At 61.4% G+C, this 18,625-nt stretch carries 20 protein-coding genes and 1 pseudogene; 11 read left to right on the top strand and 10 right to left on the bottom strand.

Going from position 1 to position 18,625, the window contains the following annotated elements:
• Positions 1–403: 403 nt before the first annotated feature.
• From Q9235_RS21485 to Q9235_RS21465, 5 genes are all read right to left on the bottom strand, one after another.
• Positions 404–919 (bottom strand): hypothetical protein, encoded by a 516-nt coding sequence (locus tag Q9235_RS21485; RefSeq protein WP_054211497.1) that lies wholly within the window; start codon positions 917–919, stop codon positions 404–406.
• Positions 920–1,033: 114 nt separating this feature from the next.
• The gene (locus Q9235_RS21480) at positions 1,034–1,693 is read right to left on the bottom strand and encodes a methyltransferase family protein (RefSeq protein ID WP_054211496.1); all 660 of its coding nucleotides are present in this window, start codon (positions 1,691–1,693) and stop codon (positions 1,034–1,036) included.
• Positions 1,694–1,714: 21 nt separating this feature from the next.
• Positions 1,715–1,978, bottom strand: a complete 264-nt coding sequence (locus Q9235_RS21475) for a DUF2933 domain-containing protein (protein ID WP_054211512.1) — start codon at positions 1,976–1,978, stop codon at positions 1,715–1,717.
• 251 nt (positions 1,979–2,229) lie between these two features.
• Entirely contained in the window at positions 2,230–2,502 is a 273-nt protein-coding gene (locus Q9235_RS21470) for a hypothetical protein (RefSeq protein WP_054211495.1), read from the bottom strand.
• Between the two features lie 115 nt (positions 2,503–2,617).
• Positions 2,618–2,974, bottom strand: a complete 357-nt coding sequence (locus tag Q9235_RS21465) for a hypothetical protein (RefSeq protein WP_306223822.1) — start codon at positions 2,972–2,974, stop codon at positions 2,618–2,620.
• A 397-nt stretch (positions 2,975–3,371) separates the two neighbouring features.
• Between Q9235_RS21465 and Q9235_RS21460 the strand changes: the two genes are divergently transcribed.
• On the top strand, positions 3,372–4,277 hold the full coding sequence (locus Q9235_RS21460) for a Crp/Fnr family transcriptional regulator (protein ID WP_248307366.1): 906 nt from the start codon (positions 3,372–3,374) through the stop codon (positions 4,275–4,277).
• A gap of 550 nt (positions 4,278–4,827) precedes the next feature.
• On the opposite strand, the gene Q9235_RS26910 is transcribed toward Q9235_RS21460, so the two are convergent.
• A complete protein-coding gene (locus tag Q9235_RS26910) occupies positions 4,828–5,100 on the bottom strand; it encodes a helix-turn-helix transcriptional regulator (RefSeq protein WP_377801839.1) in 273 nt (90 codons plus the stop codon).
• 179 nt (positions 5,101–5,279) lie between these two features.
• Here Q9235_RS26910 and Q9235_RS21455 point away from each other — a divergent pair, with 179 nt between their 5' ends.
• From Q9235_RS21455 to Q9235_RS21440, 4 genes are all read left to right on the top strand, one after another.
• On the top strand, positions 5,280–5,723 hold the full coding sequence (locus Q9235_RS21455; protein WP_054211494.1) for a hypothetical protein: 444 nt from the start codon (positions 5,280–5,282) through the stop codon (positions 5,721–5,723).
• Positions 5,724–5,767: 44 nt separating this feature from the next.
• Entirely contained in the window at positions 5,768–7,267 is a 1,500-nt protein-coding gene (istA, locus tag Q9235_RS21450; RefSeq protein WP_054211493.1) for an IS21 family transposase, read from the top strand.
• The gene (istB, locus tag Q9235_RS21445) at positions 7,264–8,127 is read left to right on the top strand and encodes an IS21-like element helper ATPase IstB (RefSeq protein WP_054211492.1); all 864 of its coding nucleotides are present in this window, start codon (positions 7,264–7,266) and stop codon (positions 8,125–8,127) included. Before istA ends, istB begins: the two co-directional genes overlap by 4 nt.
• 578 nt (positions 8,128–8,705) lie before the next feature.
• Positions 8,706–9,935 carry a Fic family protein gene (locus Q9235_RS21440; protein WP_054207545.1) on the top strand — a complete coding sequence of 410 codons (1,230 nt, stop codon included), beginning with the start codon at positions 8,706–8,708 and terminating at the stop codon, positions 9,933–9,935.
• A 48-nt stretch (positions 9,936–9,983) separates the two neighbouring features.
• Here Q9235_RS21440 and Q9235_RS21435 read toward each other — a convergent pair whose 3' ends face one another.
• Positions 9,984–10,625, bottom strand: a complete 642-nt coding sequence (locus tag Q9235_RS21435; RefSeq protein ID WP_306223821.1) for a recombinase family protein — start codon at positions 10,623–10,625, stop codon at positions 9,984–9,986.
• A gap of 208 nt (positions 10,626–10,833) precedes the next feature.
• Between Q9235_RS21435 and Q9235_RS21430 the strand changes: the two genes are divergently transcribed.
• The 4 genes from Q9235_RS21430 to Q9235_RS21415 all read left to right on the top strand — a co-directional run bounded on the left by Q9235_RS21430 (position 10,834) and on the right by Q9235_RS21415 (position 13,772).
• Positions 10,834–11,493: a GIY-YIG nuclease family protein gene (locus tag Q9235_RS21430; protein ID WP_306223820.1), complete on the top strand. Its 660-nt coding sequence runs from the start codon at positions 10,834–10,836 to the stop codon at positions 11,491–11,493.
• Between the two features lie 210 nt (positions 11,494–11,703).
• The gene (locus Q9235_RS21425; protein ID WP_306223819.1) at positions 11,704–12,528 is read left to right on the top strand and encodes a competence protein CoiA family protein; all 825 of its coding nucleotides are present in this window, start codon (positions 11,704–11,706) and stop codon (positions 12,526–12,528) included.
• 102 nt (positions 12,529–12,630) lie between these two features.
• Positions 12,631–12,846 (top strand): hypothetical protein, encoded by a 216-nt coding sequence (locus Q9235_RS21420; RefSeq protein WP_306223818.1) that lies wholly within the window; start codon positions 12,631–12,633, stop codon positions 12,844–12,846.
• A 152-nt stretch (positions 12,847–12,998) separates the two neighbouring features.
• The gene (locus Q9235_RS21415; protein ID WP_306223817.1) at positions 12,999–13,772 is read left to right on the top strand and encodes a hypothetical protein; all 774 of its coding nucleotides are present in this window, start codon (positions 12,999–13,001) and stop codon (positions 13,770–13,772) included.
• A gap of 7 nt (positions 13,773–13,779) precedes the next feature.
• Here the strand turns inward: Q9235_RS21415 and Q9235_RS21410 are convergent, their stop codons facing one another.
• From Q9235_RS21410 to Q9235_RS26905, 3 genes and pseudogenes are all read right to left on the bottom strand, one after another.
• Entirely contained in the window at positions 13,780–15,051 is a 1,272-nt protein-coding gene (locus tag Q9235_RS21410; protein WP_306223816.1) for a hypothetical protein, read from the bottom strand.
• Positions 15,052–15,205: 154 nt separating this feature from the next.
• Entirely contained in the window at positions 15,206–16,006 is an 801-nt protein-coding gene (locus Q9235_RS21405; protein WP_306223815.1) for a metallophosphoesterase, read from the bottom strand.
• A gap of 133 nt (positions 16,007–16,139) precedes the next feature.
• Positions 16,140–16,436: pseudogene (locus Q9235_RS26905) on the bottom strand (DUF7673 family protein).
• A 410-nt stretch (positions 16,437–16,846) separates the two neighbouring features.
• On the opposite strand from Q9235_RS26905, the gene Q9235_RS21400 reads away from it, so the two are divergent.
• Together Q9235_RS21400 and Q9235_RS21395 are read left to right on the top strand one after the other, a co-directional pair.
• Positions 16,847–17,695, top strand: coding sequence for a hypothetical protein (locus tag Q9235_RS21400; RefSeq protein ID WP_306223814.1), 849 nt, complete (start codon positions 16,847–16,849; stop codon positions 17,693–17,695).
• 11 nt (positions 17,696–17,706) lie between these two features.
• Positions 17,707–18,588 carry a GIY-YIG nuclease family protein gene (locus Q9235_RS21395; protein WP_306223813.1) on the top strand — a complete coding sequence of 294 codons (882 nt, stop codon included), beginning with the start codon at positions 17,707–17,709 and terminating at the stop codon, positions 18,586–18,588.
• Positions 18,589–18,625: the final 37 nt, after the last annotated feature.

Genomic DNA, 18,625 nt, shown 5'->3' with positions numbered 1-18,625 from the left:
ATTTCGCGACCGGAAATCTTTGATCGAGATTAAGGTCCAGTGCCGGGGGGCTTTCTCGCACTGTCGCTGCCGCCGCAGGGATTGGTGAGGAGCAACCGCCGGCGTCGGGTGGTCCTCCTTCCGTCATGCTGCGATGGGAAGCGTTGCGGATGCACGATATCGTTTTCTCGCAACCTTGCTCCCTTTGTACGTGGAGGTCGCGGGGCGCCTACCTGCGCTTGGACCGCAAATCCGGGGCCACCGACCACTATGCAACTCTCCGAACCCGTCCTGTGCGGAGACGCTCCTCGAAAGCGGTCCCTCTATCGCTCGAGCGGAGTCCGCAGTTCGTTGTGTCCGCCGACCGAGTATCGGTTGGCGTTCCGTTGCTCACTTAGACTTGGATACAGACAGCTCGAAATTCTTAGGCAGCGGCGGAATTCCGAGGTTCGATAACGGGACCGGAGGGCCGCTCGCCTAGCTCTTCACGCTCGACTTCCGCGCGATCAGCGATCTTTTCCGTTGCACCTGCGATCCGCTTAATCGGCGTGATCACATCGGGGATATCGATCAGTGCAAGAAGCAAACCTGCGATCCAGAATATGTGCATGTGGGTGAACATGGCCAGCAGACCCAACACGCAAGTGACTTCTAACTGCACTTTATTGTGCGCGAGGCGATCGGGCAGCGCATGCAGTCGAAGATAGAGGATGCCAACCGCGAGGACGAAAAGAAGCAGAAACATGCCCATTGCAATCATGAGCCAGTCTGTCTCGCCGGGGGCCGTAATGAATGCCGGCAAGTGCGTGGAGGCTGCGGCTGGATGAACGGATTGGCCCACAAGCTCTCCTGTGCTGGAACCGATCAGCCCCCTAGGCAGATTCAGTATGAATGCTAACGCATGCACGGTGATGCCGCCAGCGCTGACGAACGGCTGCATCCCGTGAAATCCGCGTCGGGCAACTCCGGGTGCGGCGGCGTGCCGGGCTATCAAGGTCGAAGCATTGCTCGCCGTTAGACCCTCAGATCAAACCACGCCGGGAACTCGATTTGGCTAGCGGCTCGTCGTTTCGGTCGGATGGGACGAAAGTCGCGGAAAGTAGCCGGGCACGTCCTGCATGTATCGCGCATAGGCCTCGCCGTGCTCGGCTAGTGCTTCCTGCTCCTCGTGCCGCGCGAGCCGCCAGTACATGAAGGCCAGGACGGGGAACATCGCGACCGTCAGCAGCGTCGGCCATTGCAGCAGGAAGCCGAACATCACGAGGACGAAGCCGACGTATTGCGGATGCCTGATCCGGGCGTAGATGCCAGTGGTGGCGAGCGTGCCGCGTCGCTGAGCCTCGTAGAGCACCCTCCAACCGGCCGCGATCAACATGAAGCCGCCGCCGATGAACAGGAAGCTCAGCAGGTGAAAGGGGCCGAAATGCGGGTTCGCTCGCCAGCCGAAGAGTTCCTCGAGAAGATGCCCTGCGTCGTGGGAGAGCCAGTTGACGTCCGGATATCTGGACTGCAACCAACCGGATAGGAGGTAGATCGTCAGCGGGAAGCCGTACATTTCCGTAAAGAGGGCCAGGATGAAGGCGCTGAAGGCTCCGAATGAGCGCCAGTCGCGCGGTGACTTCGGCTTGAAGAAGCTGAAAGCAAAAAAGATGAAGACTGCGGAGTTCAGAAGAACAAGGGACCAAAGCCCGTAGGCGGGAACGTTGTCGTGCATGGGAGCGCTCCGAGAGCCTGATCAGTGTTCGTGCGGAGGCTGCCGCCAACCTGAGGACGGCTGGATTGATTGGTTGCCGTGGCCTCCATGTCTTCCATGCATGAACACATGAAGCAGCGGGCATGCGAGGAATATTAGCAACGGGAGCCAGCCGAGGAGATGGGCGCGGTGCTCCGCAATCAGATAGAAGGCCGCGACTGCCAGAAACCCGACGAGAGCGATCTTGAACGACGTGGATCGGCGCTTCTGATCCTGGGCGTTGGGGTGGTCTGCACTGTGTTCCATGAGGTCGCGTCCGCTGGAGGCCATCGATGGTAGGAGCTGCCTCTGCGGATCACCGTAGGGTCCCGAATCTGGCGGGCCACGGGAGCCTTCGACGTGCGGTGGCGTGATCCTGGCTCAACAGATGAGGCGAACCGGGACGCAAATCCTTGATCTCGGTTAAGCTGACGCGGCGAAGTGACCCAGCTTTCTGGAAGCCCGGATATGGCGTGCTCGGGCGGGATGTTCGAGTCGATCCTGCGCCCGGCGAAGCCTCAAGCCTTCGGCAGGACGTCAAATTCGCGTGCCAGCAGGGTCACAGGCCGTGAACAGGAGCCGAGCCGGATATCCACCCCGAACGCTGAAAGGCGGTTGCGATCGGCTTCGTCGATGAACCCGCATATGAGCTTAGTGATGCCGGTTGCGAGCACCAGGTCACAGATGGCTTCGCCGGTTCGTTCGCAGTTCGCGCGGAACTCATGTTCCTGTGCTTCGTCAGGGTCGATCAGTAGCACCCCATCGCATTTGGCGAAGAACGGACTGAGCATCGCCTTGCGTCGTCCCCGCGCGACGAGCACTGCTATCCGGTGCCTTCGATCAATTCGGGGCAGGGCTATTGGTGCCATCTTGGCCCGCGCGAGAAATCTTCTACACCGCAAGAGATCAGCACAGCTTTCTGCGCGACACCTTAATTTCGATCAATCGCGCATCCGGGCAGCGATTTCGACGTGGCCACGTGTAAGCAGCGCTTTTGACCTCGATCAAAGCAAACGGCATCCTGTCGTAGTGGAATGGATACGCGGGCTTGCACGCATCGCGTATCTGGATCACTCGACCCCCGGATCCGCGGCTGACGTTCAGCGCAAACGAACTTTCGACGGCTATGGTGCGGATGTTCAGGTTCATTGCATTGGTTGTCGTCTGCATGGTTTCCCTACTGTGGCTGGGGGAAGCATCGTGGGCGCACGAGAACCGTGCGGCACGAGAGCAGGCCAGTCCGGCGATATATTCGACCGTCATCGTGACGTCCGCGGGCGAAGACGGTTGTCTGCCCCGGCACGCTTGCTGCCGGACAGTCTGCGCGCAATGTCAGGTATCTCAGCATCCATATCGCTGTGACATCATTCGAGCGTCGCTCACGTCTGCGGTAATCGTGGTTTCTCGCGAAGATCACGTACACTCGGTTATTGTCGGTCGCGATCCGCCCGTCCCCAAAGCCTATCTCTATTAGGCCGCTGCGCTCGCCTTCGATGCGTCCCCTGCCGACATAGGTCGGCCAGCACACGATCGTGAGCCGTGTCGTGCCGACCGAGGGTGTCGGACGCGCTGAGCCGGCGAGCTCGGGATTTCATCCAGAATGCTGATGGGCTGCCAAGGCAGCCGCCGCAACGGGCCAGGTGCGCCCGGGAGGTGCAATATGAATTTGGATCGAGCGTCTATTTCTGAGGAGATGGCCCGGTCGCTCCCTCGCAACGATTGGGAAAATATCAAGTGCGAGCGGAATGGGCCGACCTTTCGTGAATTGGCATTGCGTGAACTGGCCGACGGGGCGAGTGCGTCGGTTCACGACTTGAGCAGACGTCCGCGCCGTAGCCTGACGGGCGCTGACGGTGCACCGCGGCCCGCTGCCGATGCACCTTCGTCAACCGAGGGGTATCGGTTGTTGCCGCGCTACCGATCGGGCGATCGAAAAATCGAAGCGGGCCGCGACCTCTTCAGCGTTGGGTCGACGGGCAACGCCATCTTCAACCTGATCGATGGCTGGGTGGCTCTCTATACCCAGCTTGAGGATGGCAGGCGCCAGATCGTCCAGTTCGCATTGCCCGGCGCCATACTGGGCGTCTTGCCATCAAATCGGTCGCAGGCAACGTTCGGGGCGCTGGCGCTGACCGACGTGGTGGCGTCCGTGATCCCGACCTCGATGCTTGCGACACTGTCCCGCGATGAGCCGGAGCTGACCATGCGTCTGGCGCGCTCGCTGGCCCGCGATTGCAGCCTGGCGTTTGATCACCTGACGAGCATCGGGCGCCGGTCCGCGCGAGAGCGGGTCGCCCACCTCATATTGGAGCTATTTGCCCGCTACCGCGCTCAATGGCCGGGCAATCGCATTGAGGAAATGCCGCTCCCGCTCACGCAGGAGCAGATCGGCGACGCGACGGGGCTGACGTCGGTTCACGTCAATCGGGTCCTCAGCGGGCTGCGGAAGGAACGCATCGTCGAGTTCCATTATCGTCGGCTTCGGATCCTTGATCCCGATAGGCTAATTGAAGTGGCAGGTGTTGAACCGGAAATTGTGACGGCATGGCTTGAGCGGCAGCCCTAGCCGCTCAATTTAGATTTCGGTTGCCGCCATTGACCTCGAATCATCCTGCTTGCGAGGCCGACTGGCTTGGCTGGTTCTGGCGTAATCGCGGTTCGAAGGACGTGACGCCATCGGGGCTGCGCATAGACTCTTCCCTGGCGGGCATTGCCGCAGCGGTTGCGGGGGTGAAATCCGAACCCTTAGCGCGCCGCTCTGCAAGGAGCTCGCCCGAGCGGTTTACCGCAGCAGCGGCCAGGCTCCAAGGGTGACGATGGCCAGTGCTGCGGCGATTTCCAACCCGAAGCCAACCCGCGATCGCCAGCCAGCGGTTCGGTCCAGCAAGCTTACCAACTGGGTGCGGGGCAGGATCGCGAGCAACAGGAAGGCGACGATCGTCAGGAACTTGAAATACGGAAAAAGGCGTTCAGCTTGGAAGTCGACGAGGCCCCAATCCCGTCTGCACTGAAAGCAGTGGCGGCTGAACGTGGATGGATATTAATGCAGACGTTCGCGGCGCGCGGATTACGGTCATGTGAATGATGGGCTCCTGCCGCCAACGTCCTGGTGCGGGTCACTTCGGGGCGGAGTCAGAGGCTGCGCCAGTAATGACCAATGGTAACCGAAAGCCTTCCCCTTTGGTGGCTAGAGCTCTCAGGAACTCCACGCCCCGATCTTCTAGCGCCTGCTGAACCATTGCGGCGCCCTTCAGATAGCGGTCGGAGCGAGGATGGGTTTCGACCCGCCCGAGAGTCCGTCGGCTGATGCCTGCTTGCTTGGCCAGTTCGTCTGGGCTCAATCCGAGCGCAATTCTTGCCGCTTTCAATACGTTAGCGCCAGGGACCATGCCCATGGCATCGCACGCGCGGGTCCCGGAATCCAGCTTGTCAACAATTGTCCGATATAGGACTCATGTGTCCTGAATAGGCCCTATATGGCCATTTTTGGACAAACGTTATGGACGGACCTACTGCGCTTCGATAGGGTGCGGCGAATCGCCAAGGCCCCTGAATTGGAAGGCAAGGTATGGAAGTCTTTGTTTGTGCAGGTTCCGGGCAGGGCATCGGACGGACAACGGCCAGTCTGTTGCTCGCCTGCGGATTCTTCGAGATGGGATTGGAGCCTCTGCTGATCCAGGTGTTGGCCTCCGGGGAGCCACCGGCGTTGCGGGCGGACGAAGAGGCCCCCTTTGAGACGGCTCGGCTTGTCCTTGCCGATGCATCCTCGATCGGGAGCGAAATCAAGGATCTTGCCGGTCGGCATACCGAACTCGGTCCGGTCATCGTTGATCTACCGGCCCAGCTCTTTCCCGAGGAACTTCTTTGCGATCCTAGGTCTCGGTTTCTGCTGCCGATGATGACGGATAAGGCCGCGATTCAGCGCGTTGTTGGCGACATGCTCGATGTGTGCACGGCGGTGAGAAAACCATCCAGTGGAGCGCCGGCGTTTGTGCCGGCGCGGGCGGCGTAAAAGTCGGCCACTGGATAGGCTGACCCCTTTCGGGGTTGGCGGGGATGTTCGCTGTGGAGATTTACGCGGCGGTTCGCGATTTCGTTTTCAACCAGGAGAAGAGCCGGCGGGAAGCGGCTCGCGTGTTCGGGCTGAGCCGCGAGACGGTTGCGAAGATGTGCCGGTTCTCGCTGCCGCCGGGCTACACACGCACGAAGCCGGTCGAGAAGCCGAAGCTGGGTCCGCTTCTGCCGGTGATCGAAGCGATCCTGGAGGCAGATCGGACATCACCGGTGAAGCAGCGTCATACGGCGAAGCGGATCTTCGAGCGCCTTCGTGACGAGCACGGCTTTGCCGGCGGCTACACGGTGGTGAAGGACCATGTGCGGCTCTGCCGGGCGCGGGGCCGGGAGACCTTTGTTCCGCTGGCGCATCCGCCCGGGCACGCCCAGGTCGATTTTGGCGAGGCGACCGCGGTGATTGGCGGTGTGCGGCAGAAGATCCACTTCTTCTGCTTGGACCTGCCACAGTCGGACGGCTGTTTCGTAAAGGCCTATCCACGCGAGACGACGGAAGCGTTCCTGGACGGTCACGTCTCGGCTTTTGGCTTCTTCGGCGGTGTGCCGCTGTCGATCCTCTATGACAACACGCGCATCGCGGTGGCGAAGATCTGCGGCGACGGCCGGCGTGAGCGGACGCGGGCCTTCACCGAGCTGGTGAGCCACTATCTGTTCCGGGATCGGTTCGGGCGCCCGGGCAAGGGCAACGACAAGGGCAAGGTCGAAGGGCTGGTGAAGCATGCCCGCTCGAACTTCCTGACGCCGATCCCGGTGGCGGCGAGCTTCGCCGAACTGAACGTGATGCTGGCAGAGCGCTGCCGCCGGCGGCAGGGCGAGCGGGCCGGTCGGCATGCGAAGACGATTGGCGAACGGCTCGTGGCCGATCTTGAAGCCCTGCGCTCCTTGCCGGCTGTGCCGCTGGAGCCGTGCGAGAAGCGTGGCGGGCGGGTCTCGTCGACGGCGCTGGTCCGCTATCGGTCGAACGACTACTCGGTGCCGACGGCCTATGGCTTCCAGGACGTGGTGGCGAAGGGCTTCGTCGAGGAGGTCGTGATCCTGTGCCGGGGCGAGGAGATCGCCCGGCACCCGCGCAGCTACGGGACCGGCGTGTTCGTCGCCGATCCGCTGCACTATCTGGCGCTGATTGAGAGCAAGCCGAACGCGCTCGACCAGGCGGCGGCGCTCCAGGGCTGGGACCTGCCCGAGACATTCCAGCACCTGCGCCATCTTCTGGAAGCGCGGATGGGCAATCGCGGCAAGCGTGAGTTCATCCAGGTGCTGCGGCTGATGGAGGCCCTTCCGCGCGAGGTCGTGAGCTTTGCCGTGGGCGAGGCCATCCGACTGGGTGCGATCGGCTTCGATGCAGTGAAGCTGATCGCCCTGGCGCGTCTGGAGCGGCGCCCGGCCCGTCTCAACCTGGCGGCCTATCCGCACCTGCCGAAGACGGCAGTGAAGACGACCTCGGCCGCCGATTATGCCGTTCTCCTGCCTGGAGCGGCGGCATGACGGGCCCGGCGAAGGAGGTGATGCCGGCGGGCACCACCGCGGGAACGCCGCAGGTGCTGCTGGCCCATCACCTCAAGCATCTGAAGCTGCCGACGGTCCTGCGCGAATACGACAAGGTCGCGCGGGAATGCGCCCGGGACGGCGTCGATCATCCCCGCTACCTGCTGCGGCTGGTCGAACTCGAACTGATCGACCGGGAACGGCGCATGGTCGAGCGGCGGATCCGGGCGGCGCGGTTCCCGGCGGTGAAGAGCTTCGACACCTTCGACTTCACGGCGATCCCGAGCCTCAACAAGATGCTCGTGCTGGAACTGGCGCGCTGCGGCTACATCCTGCGCCGGGAGAACATCATCGCGCTCGGCAACAGTGGCACGGGCAAGACCCATGTCGCTCTCGCGCTCGGGCTGGCCGCTTGCCAGAAGGGCTTCTCCGTCGCCTTCACCACGGCGGCTTCGCTGGTCAGCCAGCTCCTCGAGGCCCGCGACGAGAAGCGCCTGCTCAGGCTCCAGCGCGAGTTGCAGGCGGTCAAGCTGCTGATCGTTGACGAGCTCGGCTATGTGCCGCTGTCGCCGACCGGCGCCGAGCTTCTGTTCGAGGTCTTCTCGCAGCGCTACGAGCGTGGCTCGACCATCGTCACCTCGAACCTGCCCTTCGAGGACTGGACCTCGGTCCTGGGGTCGGAGCGGCTGACCGGTGCGCTTCTCGACCGGCTGACCCACCACGTCAGCATCCTGGCCATGAACGGCGACAGCTACCGCCTCAGGCAATCCGCCGGCCGTCGCCGCGCCACCGCCGCGGCGGAGCAAAACCAGGCCACCGCCGACGAAGCCGATCCCGAAACCGGCGAGATCATCGCCTGAGCAATCCCGGCAGCGCGATATGGCGAGGGCCCCGATCGGGGCCCTCGCCATATCCGCCGCTCCCCAACGCCAGTGGCCTGCTTTTACTCCGCCACGCTGGCCTGGAATCCGACCGCCGTTGACAACGGCGCCAGCCTCAACCCCTGGCTCCACAACCATCGTGACGATGCTCTCGGCGCTGACGTGGATTTCGACCGTGATGATGTCGTTAGCACCTCGCAGCCCGCGAATGATCCACTGGCGACCGAAAGCGTCGCCCTCGTCGAAGATGGACCACGTCGAGCAATTCACGGACAGCTGTCCGGGGCCGGGCTCCGGTGGCAATCCCTGGCCGCCTGCAATCTGGACTTCTGGCATGGTTTAGCTCCCTGGTCGCCCCAGCCGTCGTCAAGTTTGTTCTCTTTATGTTCCTTTTCTGTTATGCACGCAATCCCGGGGCGGCAGACAACGCACAGGGCAGCGCGACAGGCGCCACGATCGGAAGCGAACATCGGCAACCAAGATCGGCAAATGATTGCCCTTCTGCGCCGTAAGGGTATTGTTTCAAACAATATTCTTCCCGAGCGGATCCGGCAAAAATGATCGAAACTCCCAGCCGCATTGAGCCTGTCTTCTTCGAAGATCAGATCCCACAGGTTCTCGCGGACCTATCCATCGAGATTCAAAGGGAAGCGGGAAATCTTGGCCGAGGGCTTCATCCCGAGTCCGCAGCCGAGCTCGCCGACCTCGTTCGCATGATGAATTCCTACTACTCGAATCTGATTGAAGGGCACAACACCCGGCCGAAAGACATCGAGCGTGCCCTTGCCGGCGCCGAGCTGGAGCCGGAGACTCGCCCGCTTGCACTTGAGGCCAAGGCCCACGTGATGGTGCAACGCGAGATCGACGAAATGCACCTAAAAGGGACCCTATCAAGCCCAACGTCCGTAGATTTCCTACGCTGGTCGCATCGCGCATTCTACGACGAGATGCCCGAAGAGTTTAGGTTCATTAAGCGGCCGGACGGGATTCTGGCGGAAATCGTTCCGGGGGAGTTTCGTCAGAAGGCTGCCGACGACGTCGAGGTGGGGAGACATCTTCCACCCTCTTCGTCCCAGGTCCAGCCATTCATGGAGCACTTCGCAAAGCGATTTGGCGCAGCCGAGAACTGGCCCAGCACCAGGATCATCGCCATTGCCTCCGCTCACCACCGCCTGAACTACATCCATCCATTTCCCGACGGAAACGGTCGCGTCAGCCGCCTGATGTCGCATGCCATGGCACAGCGTGCGGGAATCGGGGGCTTTGGCCTCTGGTCCATTTCTCGGGGGTTGGCGCGAGGACTAAGAGATCGCGGCGAATACAAGAGGATGATGGACCACGCAGACAGCCCGCGCCGCGGCGATCTCGATGGTAGAGGAAATCTGTCGGCCGCTGCGCTGAAGGATTATTGCGAATGGTTCCTCTCGGTCGTACTCGACCAGATTCGATTTTCCGCCTTCATGTTTGACATCGAGCGGCTTGAAACCCGCTTCCGGATGCTGGTGCGCGATGTCCTCGACGATAAGCGTGCGCCGGATCTGATAGGTGTCATCCTAAAGCACGGCTCCCTGGATAGGGGTGACGCGCACCTTGCGCTGAAAACATCGGAGAGAACCGCCCGCAACACCATGGCCGACTTGCTCAAGGCTGGATTTTTAAGGTCTCCGTCGCCAAAAACGCCGGTCCGCATTGCGTTTCCACTCGACTATCGCGAAAGGCTGTTTCCAAACCTCTTCACTGATGCGGAGATATCGCCCCCAGAGCCGCCCCGCCTGAGTTCCGGGTGATCGCCACGTGGTTCCTCGTCGACGGGAGGCACTCGCGGCGCGGACGCCCTAGCGAGAATTGGCGGACTGCTCCCCGACAATGAGAGCCTGCTGTAGGGCTCTCACCTTGACCTCGTGCACCTCATCGCGAATCCGCATGATGGTCTGCCGACTGACATCGAAGCGCTTGGCCAACGGCGCGACCTTCTGGCCATCGTCTAGGGCCGATTTGATCTCGGTGCGCTGAGAGGAGGAGAGGGCGGTCGGCCTTCCGAGCTTCCTTCCCTCCGACTTCGCGCGGCGCAGGCCGGCGTTTGTCCGCTCGATGAGAAGATCTCGTTCGAATTGCGCGACGGCATTGATGACGTTCATGGTCATCTTCCCGGCCGGGCTCGCGAGGTCGACGCCTCCGAGGGCCAGGCAGTGAACGCGGACGCCCAACTCCTCGAGCTTGTGCACCGTGGAGCTGACGTCGATCGCATTTCGACCGAGCCGATCCATCTTCGTGACGATCAGGATATCGCCTCGCTCCAGTCGATCCAGCAGGCGGGTAAAGCCTGGACGGGCGGAAATTGCCACGCTCCCCGAAATGGTCTCGGAAATTACCCGGTGTGGCTCGACCCGAAAGCCGGCCGCCTCAATTTCCTGAATTTGGTTTTCGGTGGTCTGCCCGTTGGTGGAGACCCGGACATATGCGAAAGCGCGAGACATGGATTTTAGTCCGAAAAGGGTAGGGCGAGAATCGGACATGACCGGAAATCGCGCAAGCTAATTTATGAACAGCAGCGGGGGATAGTGTCCGAAATCGCTCGTTTTTGGACAGCATCAAGAGACCGGGTGACAGGGCCGGGCAAATTGCCCAGCGGATGCCACCTCGCACCCCGTTTCCCAACATGCGTGCTCCCGCTACGGTCCCGCTATGAACTACGATCGCAAGACCGTGCTTCCCGCCTTGGAAGGCATGAAATCGAAAGCGGACAAGATCCGTGCGCTCGCGTTGGCAGGCTATCTCAGGACCGAGATCGCCGAGCTGCTCGGTATCAAGTACCAGCATGCCAGGCATGTGCTCGAGCGCTCCGGCATCAGCCTCGGGCGCACACGGGACGTCGTGCTCGACCGCGAGCCCGTAGAAGTCGAGGTCGAGACCGATGTTGGCGAGCAAGGACTCCAGCCGACTCGGGCCGAATATCTGATCAAGTCCGGCGGATTCCGCCGCATCGGCGAATGGCGCCTGGTTGCTGCTGATGATGGTTTCGAGCTGAGCGGCCCTGCACCCAAGGAGCCCGGAGTCTATGCATTCGTGGTCGACGACGTGGTCAGCTATATCGGCGTCACGCTCACCACGTTGCATACGCGCTTGGGGCATTACCGGCGCGGCAACGAGGCGATGCGAACGAGCCAGCGCGTGAAGGGCCTGATCCTGGAGGCGCTCCGTGCCGGCAGCGCTGTTGACGTGCTGGTGGCAATCCCGAAGCCAGCCGAGTGGCACAGCATGCCCGTCAACATGGCGGCCGGTCTTGAGGCCGGATTGATCAGCCACATCCTACCGGCTTGGAACATCCGTGGCGCTCGGCGCTAGCACTTGACGGAGACGCCGGCGCACGCTGCTATGGTCTCGCACCCGGAAAGAAGGTGCCGGCATCTGCCGAGCTAACCGACGGCGGACCAATCCGAACGTCGAAGAGAACGAGAACAGCCCCGGCGCCAGCCGCGTAGCGCTGCCAGTCCACCATTCGAAAACAGCAACAAACTCGCGCTCGCGCGCGACTGATGTCGTATGGAGACAGCTATGCGCTTTGCCCATGTTGGCGGCGATCGAAGACTCGCATCACCCGGTCTGGTCGGCGTCTGCCCATCCTGCGAAGTTGCCGTAATTCCGAAATGCGGCCCGATCAGGGTTCATCATTGGGCTCACAGGGGCGACCGAGATTGTGATCACTGGTGGGAACCGCGGACGGAATGGCATGTTCGATGGCAGGACCAGTTCCCCGCCGTCTGGCAGGAGGTCATTAGGTACGGACCATCCGGCGAGAAGCACATCGCCGACGTCCACACTCCAAATGGCCTGACGATCGAGTTCCAATATTCACATATGCGGGCCGAGGAGCGAGCGGCGCGGGAAGCCTTCTATAGCAATCTGATATGGGTGGTCGCGTGCACCAGGCTGAAAACAGCTTTGCCGCGCTTCGCCGCAGCCGGCCAATTGTTCCGACGCGTCGACCAAGGAATTTATCTAGTTCCCAATTCCAGGGAAGCATTTCCGGCAACCTGGCTGTCATGCCGGGCTCCAGTCTTTTTTGATTTCGAGGGAGCTCCTGGTTTGGCCGACGAGACGAAATCGATTGTCGCGCCGCTGTGGTGCCTGCTCCCCACTACCAATGATGGCGAAACCGTCCTGCTCAGATTCAACCGGGATGATTTTGTTCGGCTCGCGCACCAAAGTGCGCAGATGCCGCCGGCCCGGGTACTGCAGAGGGTCACGGCGACGGTGAGTCATTGGGAGCAAGCAGAGCGCCGACGCGCCGCCCGCTTCTGGAGGGAATTCGCCCACCGAGCAAAAGAGCGCGATCGCAACCCTCGCAAGTGGCGGCCGCGGGGCCCGGCTCGATTTTGAATTGGTCTTGTTATTACCACTTTCGCAGAAGTGGTAATAACTCGCGCTGATGTGGAATGCCTGCCGGTTTGCATCGCGTCCGATCGTGCCGTTGAATAGCTCATGGCCCATCACCCCGACAGCCACGAACTCTACGACTGGCCAGAATACGGCCCAAAAAACCCGGCCATCTCCAACCTGGTCTGGCGGCTCGCCCATGATCGCGGCATGCGCGTTGTCGAGATCGAGCTCATCATTGAGCGAGCACTTCGCGACGAGCTGGCGAAAGGGCAGGGCGATGTAACAGCGGATGCGAGGGACCAGAACTCGCCTCGCTGAGCCTGTTACTGCTCGACGAACACAATCGACCTTAGAATTGGGGACGCCTTGAGCAGGGGCAGACTTCCGAGCAGTTTGCGGAAATAGGGCCCTGGGCCGCTTGAGATAGTGCGGCCTGGCCAACTATCGTGCTCCCGGAAGTGGGGGACGGAATGTTCGGCTGGTTCAAGAACAAGAAATCAGAGGCAGACGAGAAGGAGGCCATCCGTCGCCTGTTGGCGCCGATCATCGAGGCGCAATCCACCGCTGTCGCTATCGCTCAGACCGCGGCCGAGCACATAAAGCAGGTTTCGGCGGGCGCCATCTCCGCGCCTGCCGTGAACTGGAAAGGGCAGGGCAAGAACGTTCAGAGGGTCTGGAGCGCCACGAGACTTGAGACCGTGAGCCACGCGTTTAATTTCGGGCAGTCGAGCCTGATGCTCCTTGCCGACCTCAAACATCAGCACGTCCTAATCGACGCATGGCTCGATCGGCGGCCGCAGTTCGAGTTCCCCCAGCCTCGCGGCGAGCCCATCGCCGACACGCTCCAGGGCGTTTGGCAGTGCTACGTCTACCTTTCAAAACTCGGCGACGCGACCATGGATCGAGAGACCTACTCCGGCGATCTGAAACGCCGCGGAACATCGATCGAGGCCGGCTTCACCGGGCGACTAAGAGCACTGAGAGATCCTTGGCGGCTCTATGCGAACGAGACGACGCGCACCGACCCGGCGCGGATGCCGAGATTCCTGATCCACGAGTTCTGGGAGGATATCACGTTGAAATCGAAATCGCTGGCCATGAGCTCAGTCTTCGGCCCCTCGATCGAGGCAGGCATCGCAAACTTAGAGAATCTGATCGGAAACGACCCTGCTGGCCTCGCCGCACTCCGGCAGAGCGTCGCCCGCCTAAAGGTGGCTACCGATCCTGATACGATAGGGCGCTAGCCGCCGACTACCGCCCAAACCATCCCCGCTTTTTCGAGGGCTCCGCGTTGGCCGTCGTTGCTTTCGTCGCAGCCTCAGTCATCCGCGCGCGATGCGCCGCCTCCTCGTCTTGCCGGCGCCAATCCTCGAGCATCTCTTCGGTGGGCTGGTCGCCGTATCGCTGTGGATCCTCTTTGGCCATTCGCGCTAGCCGGAACTTCATGGTCCCTTGAATATCGTCGTGGTTCGTCTCAAGCCGGCGAGCCGCCGCGCGAACATCGCGCTGGATCTCGCAATTCGTCTTGAGGTAGAGGCTGTTGTTGTTGGAGATCGCGTCGAGGAAGACTAAGCCGTCGCGCTCAATGTACTCGTCGACGGGCCAACTCGGGTCAACGGTTGCGCCCTGATAGTAGCCAATCCGGAAGGCTTGATCGCGATGGTTCGCGATCCGCATCCGATCGTCGTGCGCATAGGCTGACCGAACGTAGGCTTCAGCGAAAGCTCGCCGCGCCCAGGCGAACGCCGACAGCTTATCCTCTTTCTCCAGCCCAGCCGGATCAATCCATTTCTCCTCGGCCGCCTTCCAGAGTAGCTCGCGATATGCCTCGTGGCGCCGGGTCGCCGTTTTCTTCCAGTCCTCGCGGCCCTCTTCGGTCTTCATGTCTGGCATAAAGCGCTCGGGAAGGCTGAGGATGAACGGAATCGGAGCGGCATTGATCAGCGCGTTAGCCCACTTGGGTGTCGGCTCCGCCGTCAAATAGAGATCCCATACCGCGTTTATTGGCTTTTCGTGCTCCCACACCTCGATTTGTTCATCGAAGGTGTCCGCTTCCCGCTTCTCGCGTAGGCGAGGATTCATGATCGCCGACGTGGTAGCGTTCCACCACGCCTCATCCGACAGTCCCAGCCGGTTCGAGATTACCGCCGCGAGCCAATCGGGCGGCATCGTCGGGTTCGTCATCATTCCGTGGACCAGATCGCGCGAGCCGGTTTTGAGGATCGACGAGAGATCAGCAGTACGGGGTTTGAAGATTTGGAACCGGTTGGTCAGCAGCGCCATCCGCACTACGTCACCGCGCTCCCAGAGCGGCTCGAGAACACGATCGTTCGTCGTGAAGCGGGCTAGACCTAGATCGATGAGCGGATCGTTGCGGCCGACTAGACGCTCGATCAGGAAATCGGGCAGTCGAGGGCGCCAACGATGTTCGGGAGGCTCCAGCTTCGACAGGTAGTCGTAGACCGTGTCCGGCGTCGATAGCATCAGCCGCTCGGCCTCAAGCTGCCCTTCCCAATCGTCCATCCGCTCCCCCTACGACTTTTGGCCAGCGTGCCCCGTTTACTCGGGGGCTGTCCATGTGTCGCAAGGCAGGGCCGTGGATATGTTGCTCGCCGATACGTTCCGATAGGGGAATTCGAGCGAGGAGGCAGATACGGTAATTGAGCGCTATCCGTCCTCAGGCCGGGATCTCCGCAACTAGCTCCGGGTCGAAGCTCGAATTCTCTCTGGTTCCTCCTTGCGTCGGATATCCGGCCTGGTTCGCGAGGATCCTCGTCTGGCCGACCATATAGTCATGCGATCCGTGATCGTGGCCGTGGATCCAGAGCTCGGGCTGATGCTGTGAAATGACCGCGCTTAGGTCCGACGCGAAGGCGGCCGTCAGCGGCTGCCCGGCATAGCGCTTCGCAACTGAGCCCGGGTGAGGGGCATGATGGGTGACAACGATCGTTGGGCCCGCATGCGGCTCCGACAACTGGTCGACGATGAACGACAGATCGCGACGATGAAGCATTTCAGCGTGCGACGGCGTGAACCGCATGGACCTGCCTCCCTCGGAGAAGCGGATCAGCCGGTGATCGTTGAGATCGGCCTGGGCCGTCATCTTCGCTGACCGTGCATCGCCGTTCAGGGCGTAGTCAGTCCAGAGCGTGGCGCCGATGAAGCGGACATTGCCGATCGTCACGGCGCCAGGCGCCAACAATGAAATTCCCAGCGCCTTCGCCAGTTGCTCTGCCTCCGGCATTTGCCTGGCGATATGCGATTTGTAGAACTCGTGGTTGCCGGGGACGAAGATCACCGGGCGCCCTGCGAAGGCACCGCCATCGCGTTCCCGGGCGATCCACTCGAGCGATCGCGTCAGGGGCCGATAAATGTCGCCGGCGAGCACCGCCACATCGAATTCAGCAGCAACGGGAGGAAGCCGGTATCCGTCGGGCAGGAATTCAAGGTGGAGGTCGGAGAGGACGAGAAGCTTCATGGTCCGGAATCGAAGGTGTTGTCCTGCTACAACGGCACTGGCCCATCCGGAGACGTTTCCCGCAAACAACTTTGGGAGGCCAAGGACCAAAATCGGGAATTGCCCGACAAAACTCGACCTCGTCGGTAGGGAGTCAGGCCTGGATCTTGGCCCAGGTCTCTGGGCGCCAGCGACGAATGATTTCTTTGATCTCTAGCTCGCGGTCCTCGGGATATTCCGCGTTCGACCGCGTGGCCAAATAGTTGAAAACGCGAGCCATATCTCGCGCGATCGCGGCATCGACAGCGAAGAGGTCGGCGATGTCGAAGCCACCGTGCTCTTCAGCATTCCACTAGGCGAGCAGAAAGTTGGCGATGCGTCGGGCCTGACCGGTATCGCTTTGGGCCAGCTTCAGCAGCCTGTCGACGGCATCTTGGGTGACTTCGTCCATGGGGTCCTCCTGAGTTGAGACTATGCGACGTCGCGGTGCGCGCCAAGGTCAGGAGCAAGCCAGGCCTTAGCCTCAGGGACGCGATTCGCAGAAGGTTTGTTATGGAACTAAGATATTGAAATCATTGCACATTATTGACGTAGGGCGCCAGCCTCGTCGACGGTTCGACGGCACGCTGAAAATTCGATCGAAATCAGTTTGAAGAAGCATAGGCTCAACCTGCGATACGCATGCGCAACGAGCTCCGATTTCCAGGTTGTCCGCTGAGGCAATTTGCGGGTAGCAGGGCAGAACGCACTCGCATTCTACGCCTAGCAATGAACCGCAATTTTATCCTTGGCGCTCTCATCATTTCGTTTGGCGTCGGGGCTGGCCAAATAGTCCCATGGTATGTTGATCGTCGGGACCGGATGATCCTCGCAGAGCAGCAGGAGGCCGAGCGCCTGGCCAAGGAAACGCGCCGCGTCGAACGGATTAGGCAAGCCGAGATCGAACGCGCAGCCGAAGAAGCTTCGCGGCGGGCGGACACCGCAAAGGCGAATGATCTAGCAGCCGCGGCAATTCAGGAGGCCCGGTCGAGATTTGAATACGAAGTGCGGCCGCTGACAGAGCGGTATCTCGCCGCCTATTGGCGGACCCTTGCCGAGTTGACGAACAGCCGGGAGTGGCGAAGCTTCAAGGGTCGTCTCGCGCAGGTCGAGCTCGCTGACGAAAACCTCGGCGCCGCCATCGCGAGGATGAATTTTGATCCCACCTGGGCTTCTGGTGAGAAAAATCGCATCAATGGCGAGCGGGCGGCCGCCCACCAGGACAATGCTCTGATTTCCATGATCGACGCGTTCATCGCGTCCGGGCGGGCGAAGGCCTCCCCCTCTGCGGCCGCTTCCCGCATCAACCTCGAACTGGCACGCAAGCCTGGGCAACTATATTCTCTCGGTGATTTTTCAGCCCTCTACGGCATCACCAGCCAACAGCGCGCCGTAGCGCTTCGCGATTTTAAGGCACAGATCGTCGGGAAATTAGGGACAACTTTCGATCCAAGCGCCGTGCGGACCGTGAACCGCGTTTGGCTCGCCGGCATCGTCCTTGCCGACACCACCATTGAGGTAGGCTCGGTGAAAACGCGTCTTGGGCCGGAGACACCTGACAATGTCATCGCCCCTCTCTGCGAAGATCCCCGTTTCGTCGACATGGTGAGGCCGGTCGTCAGGGGCAACGACGCGTGCTCCTATCGCCTCATTGATTTAAGTGAACGGTGAGGTCCGCGACGATGCTGCTGAATGACCTCCTCGGCAACGTAGGTATCGACCCGGCCCGCACCCTTGTGCTGCGTCACAAACCAATGGAATCTCAGCTTGCTCGTGCGCTGCCGCTAATCGCGAGCGAGCGCCCGCAACTCTTCAACGTCTTCCAGTCGTACCAGGGTCCGTCTGTCGAACGTTCGATGCTCGCTCTTCGCGGAGGCTGGCTGGCGAGCTTTATCGCTTATGGGCCGGCGAAGGCCGCTTTTGTCGGCATCTACGAAATCGGGGATGCGGAACCGCATTCCCGAGAGCAGTTCTGGGCCTGCCCTGAGAACCAGGCTTTGGCCGAGCACGGGTACTCGGGATTTACGGACGCCGAGACGAGGACGCGTCAGATGCGCTTCGATCTCCGGGAGACTGAGAACTATGCCGATTGGCGCGGCAAGCTGATTGTCGGATGGCCCCCTCCTGACCGCGGCTGGTACCGGCGCTCGCACAACAACAGGATGCCGGTGATGGCAATTCGCGAAGAGAGCGCCTTCGCGCCGCCCCTGCCGGCGTGGGATGAAGTCGAGTTCACATGGCCTGAACTCGCGATCCTGCCGCAGCGTTGGCGATCAGCCTTGGAGCAGTGGCGCGGGGTATATGCAGTCTGGGATTCCACCGACGCAAAGACCTACGTCGGCTCGGCGTACGGCAGCACGAACATCTTAGGTCGGTGGCTCGCCTACGGCGCGACGGGACACGGTGGCAATAAGCTGTTGCGTGATCGCGACCCGACAGCGTTTCGATTCTCCATCCTGCAGCGCGTGTCGCCCGACATGCTCGCCGATGACGTCATCCGCCTCGAGTCATCGTGGAAAACCCGGCTGCACACCCGCGCTCCCCACGGACTGAACGAGAATTGAGCTGACCTCTGCCATCAAAAGTAGAGCAGACCCCATT

The organism is Bosea beijingensis, from assembly GCF_030758975.1.
Taxonomy (GTDB): Bacteria; Pseudomonadota; Alphaproteobacteria; order Rhizobiales; family Beijerinckiaceae; genus Allobosea; species Allobosea beijingensis.
Note: the sequence above shows the minus strand (reverse complement) of the source record. Positions and strands in the feature narration are given on the sequence as shown.

Excerpts from the sequence above, each read along its gene's own strand:
- istA (WP_054211493.1), top strand. The coding sequence starts at position 5,768 with ATGTTCGCTGTGGAGATTTACGCGGCGGTTCGCGATTTCGTTTTCAAC.
- istB (WP_054211492.1), top strand. The coding sequence starts at position 7,264 with ATGACGGGCCCGGCGAAGGAGGTGATGCCGGCGGGCACCACCGCGGGA.
- Q9235_RS21405 (WP_306223815.1), bottom strand. The coding sequence starts at position 16,006 with ATGAAGCTTCTCGTCCTCTCCGACCTCCACCTTGAATTCCTGCCCGAC.
- Q9235_RS21440 (WP_054207545.1), top strand. The coding sequence starts at position 8,706 with ATGATCGAAACTCCCAGCCGCATTGAGCCTGTCTTCTTCGAAGATCAG.
- Q9235_RS21435 (WP_306223821.1), bottom strand. The coding sequence starts at position 10,625 with ATGTCTCGCGCTTTCGCATATGTCCGGGTCTCCACCAACGGGCAGACC.
- Q9235_RS21400 (WP_306223814.1), top strand. The coding sequence starts at position 16,847 with ATGATCCTCGCAGAGCAGCAGGAGGCCGAGCGCCTGGCCAAGGAAACG.
- Q9235_RS21455 (WP_054211494.1), top strand. The coding sequence starts at position 5,280 with ATGGAAGTCTTTGTTTGTGCAGGTTCCGGGCAGGGCATCGGACGGACA.
- Q9235_RS21475 (WP_054211512.1), bottom strand. The coding sequence starts at position 1,978 with ATGGAACACAGTGCAGACCACCCCAACGCCCAGGATCAGAAGCGCCGA.
- Q9235_RS21470 (WP_054211495.1), bottom strand. The coding sequence starts at position 2,502 with ATGCTCAGTCCGTTCTTCGCCAAATGCGATGGGGTGCTACTGATCGAC.
- Q9235_RS21460 (WP_248307366.1), top strand. The coding sequence starts at position 3,372 with ATGAATTTGGATCGAGCGTCTATTTCTGAGGAGATGGCCCGGTCGCTC.
- Q9235_RS21430 (WP_306223820.1), top strand. The coding sequence starts at position 10,834 with ATGAACTACGATCGCAAGACCGTGCTTCCCGCCTTGGAAGGCATGAAA.
- Q9235_RS21395 (WP_306223813.1), top strand. The coding sequence starts at position 17,707 with ATGCTGCTGAATGACCTCCTCGGCAACGTAGGTATCGACCCGGCCCGC.
- Q9235_RS21480 (WP_054211496.1), bottom strand. The coding sequence starts at position 1,693 with ATGCACGACAACGTTCCCGCCTACGGGCTTTGGTCCCTTGTTCTTCTG.
- Q9235_RS26910 (WP_377801839.1), bottom strand. The coding sequence starts at position 5,100 with ATGGTCCCTGGCGCTAACGTATTGAAAGCGGCAAGAATTGCGCTCGGA.
- Q9235_RS21420 (WP_306223818.1), top strand. The coding sequence starts at position 12,631 with ATGGCCCATCACCCCGACAGCCACGAACTCTACGACTGGCCAGAATAC.
- Q9235_RS21425 (WP_306223819.1), top strand. The coding sequence starts at position 11,704 with ATGCGCTTTGCCCATGTTGGCGGCGATCGAAGACTCGCATCACCCGGT.
- Q9235_RS21410 (WP_306223816.1), bottom strand. The coding sequence starts at position 15,051 with ATGGACGATTGGGAAGGGCAGCTTGAGGCCGAGCGGCTGATGCTATCG.
- Q9235_RS21465 (WP_306223822.1), bottom strand. The coding sequence starts at position 2,974 with ATGACGGTCGAATATATCGCCGGACTGGCCTGCTCTCGTGCCGCACGG.
- Q9235_RS21485 (WP_054211497.1), bottom strand. The coding sequence starts at position 919 with ATGCAGCCGTTCGTCAGCGCTGGCGGCATCACCGTGCATGCGTTAGCA.
- Q9235_RS21415 (WP_306223817.1), top strand. The coding sequence starts at position 12,999 with ATGTTCGGCTGGTTCAAGAACAAGAAATCAGAGGCAGACGAGAAGGAG.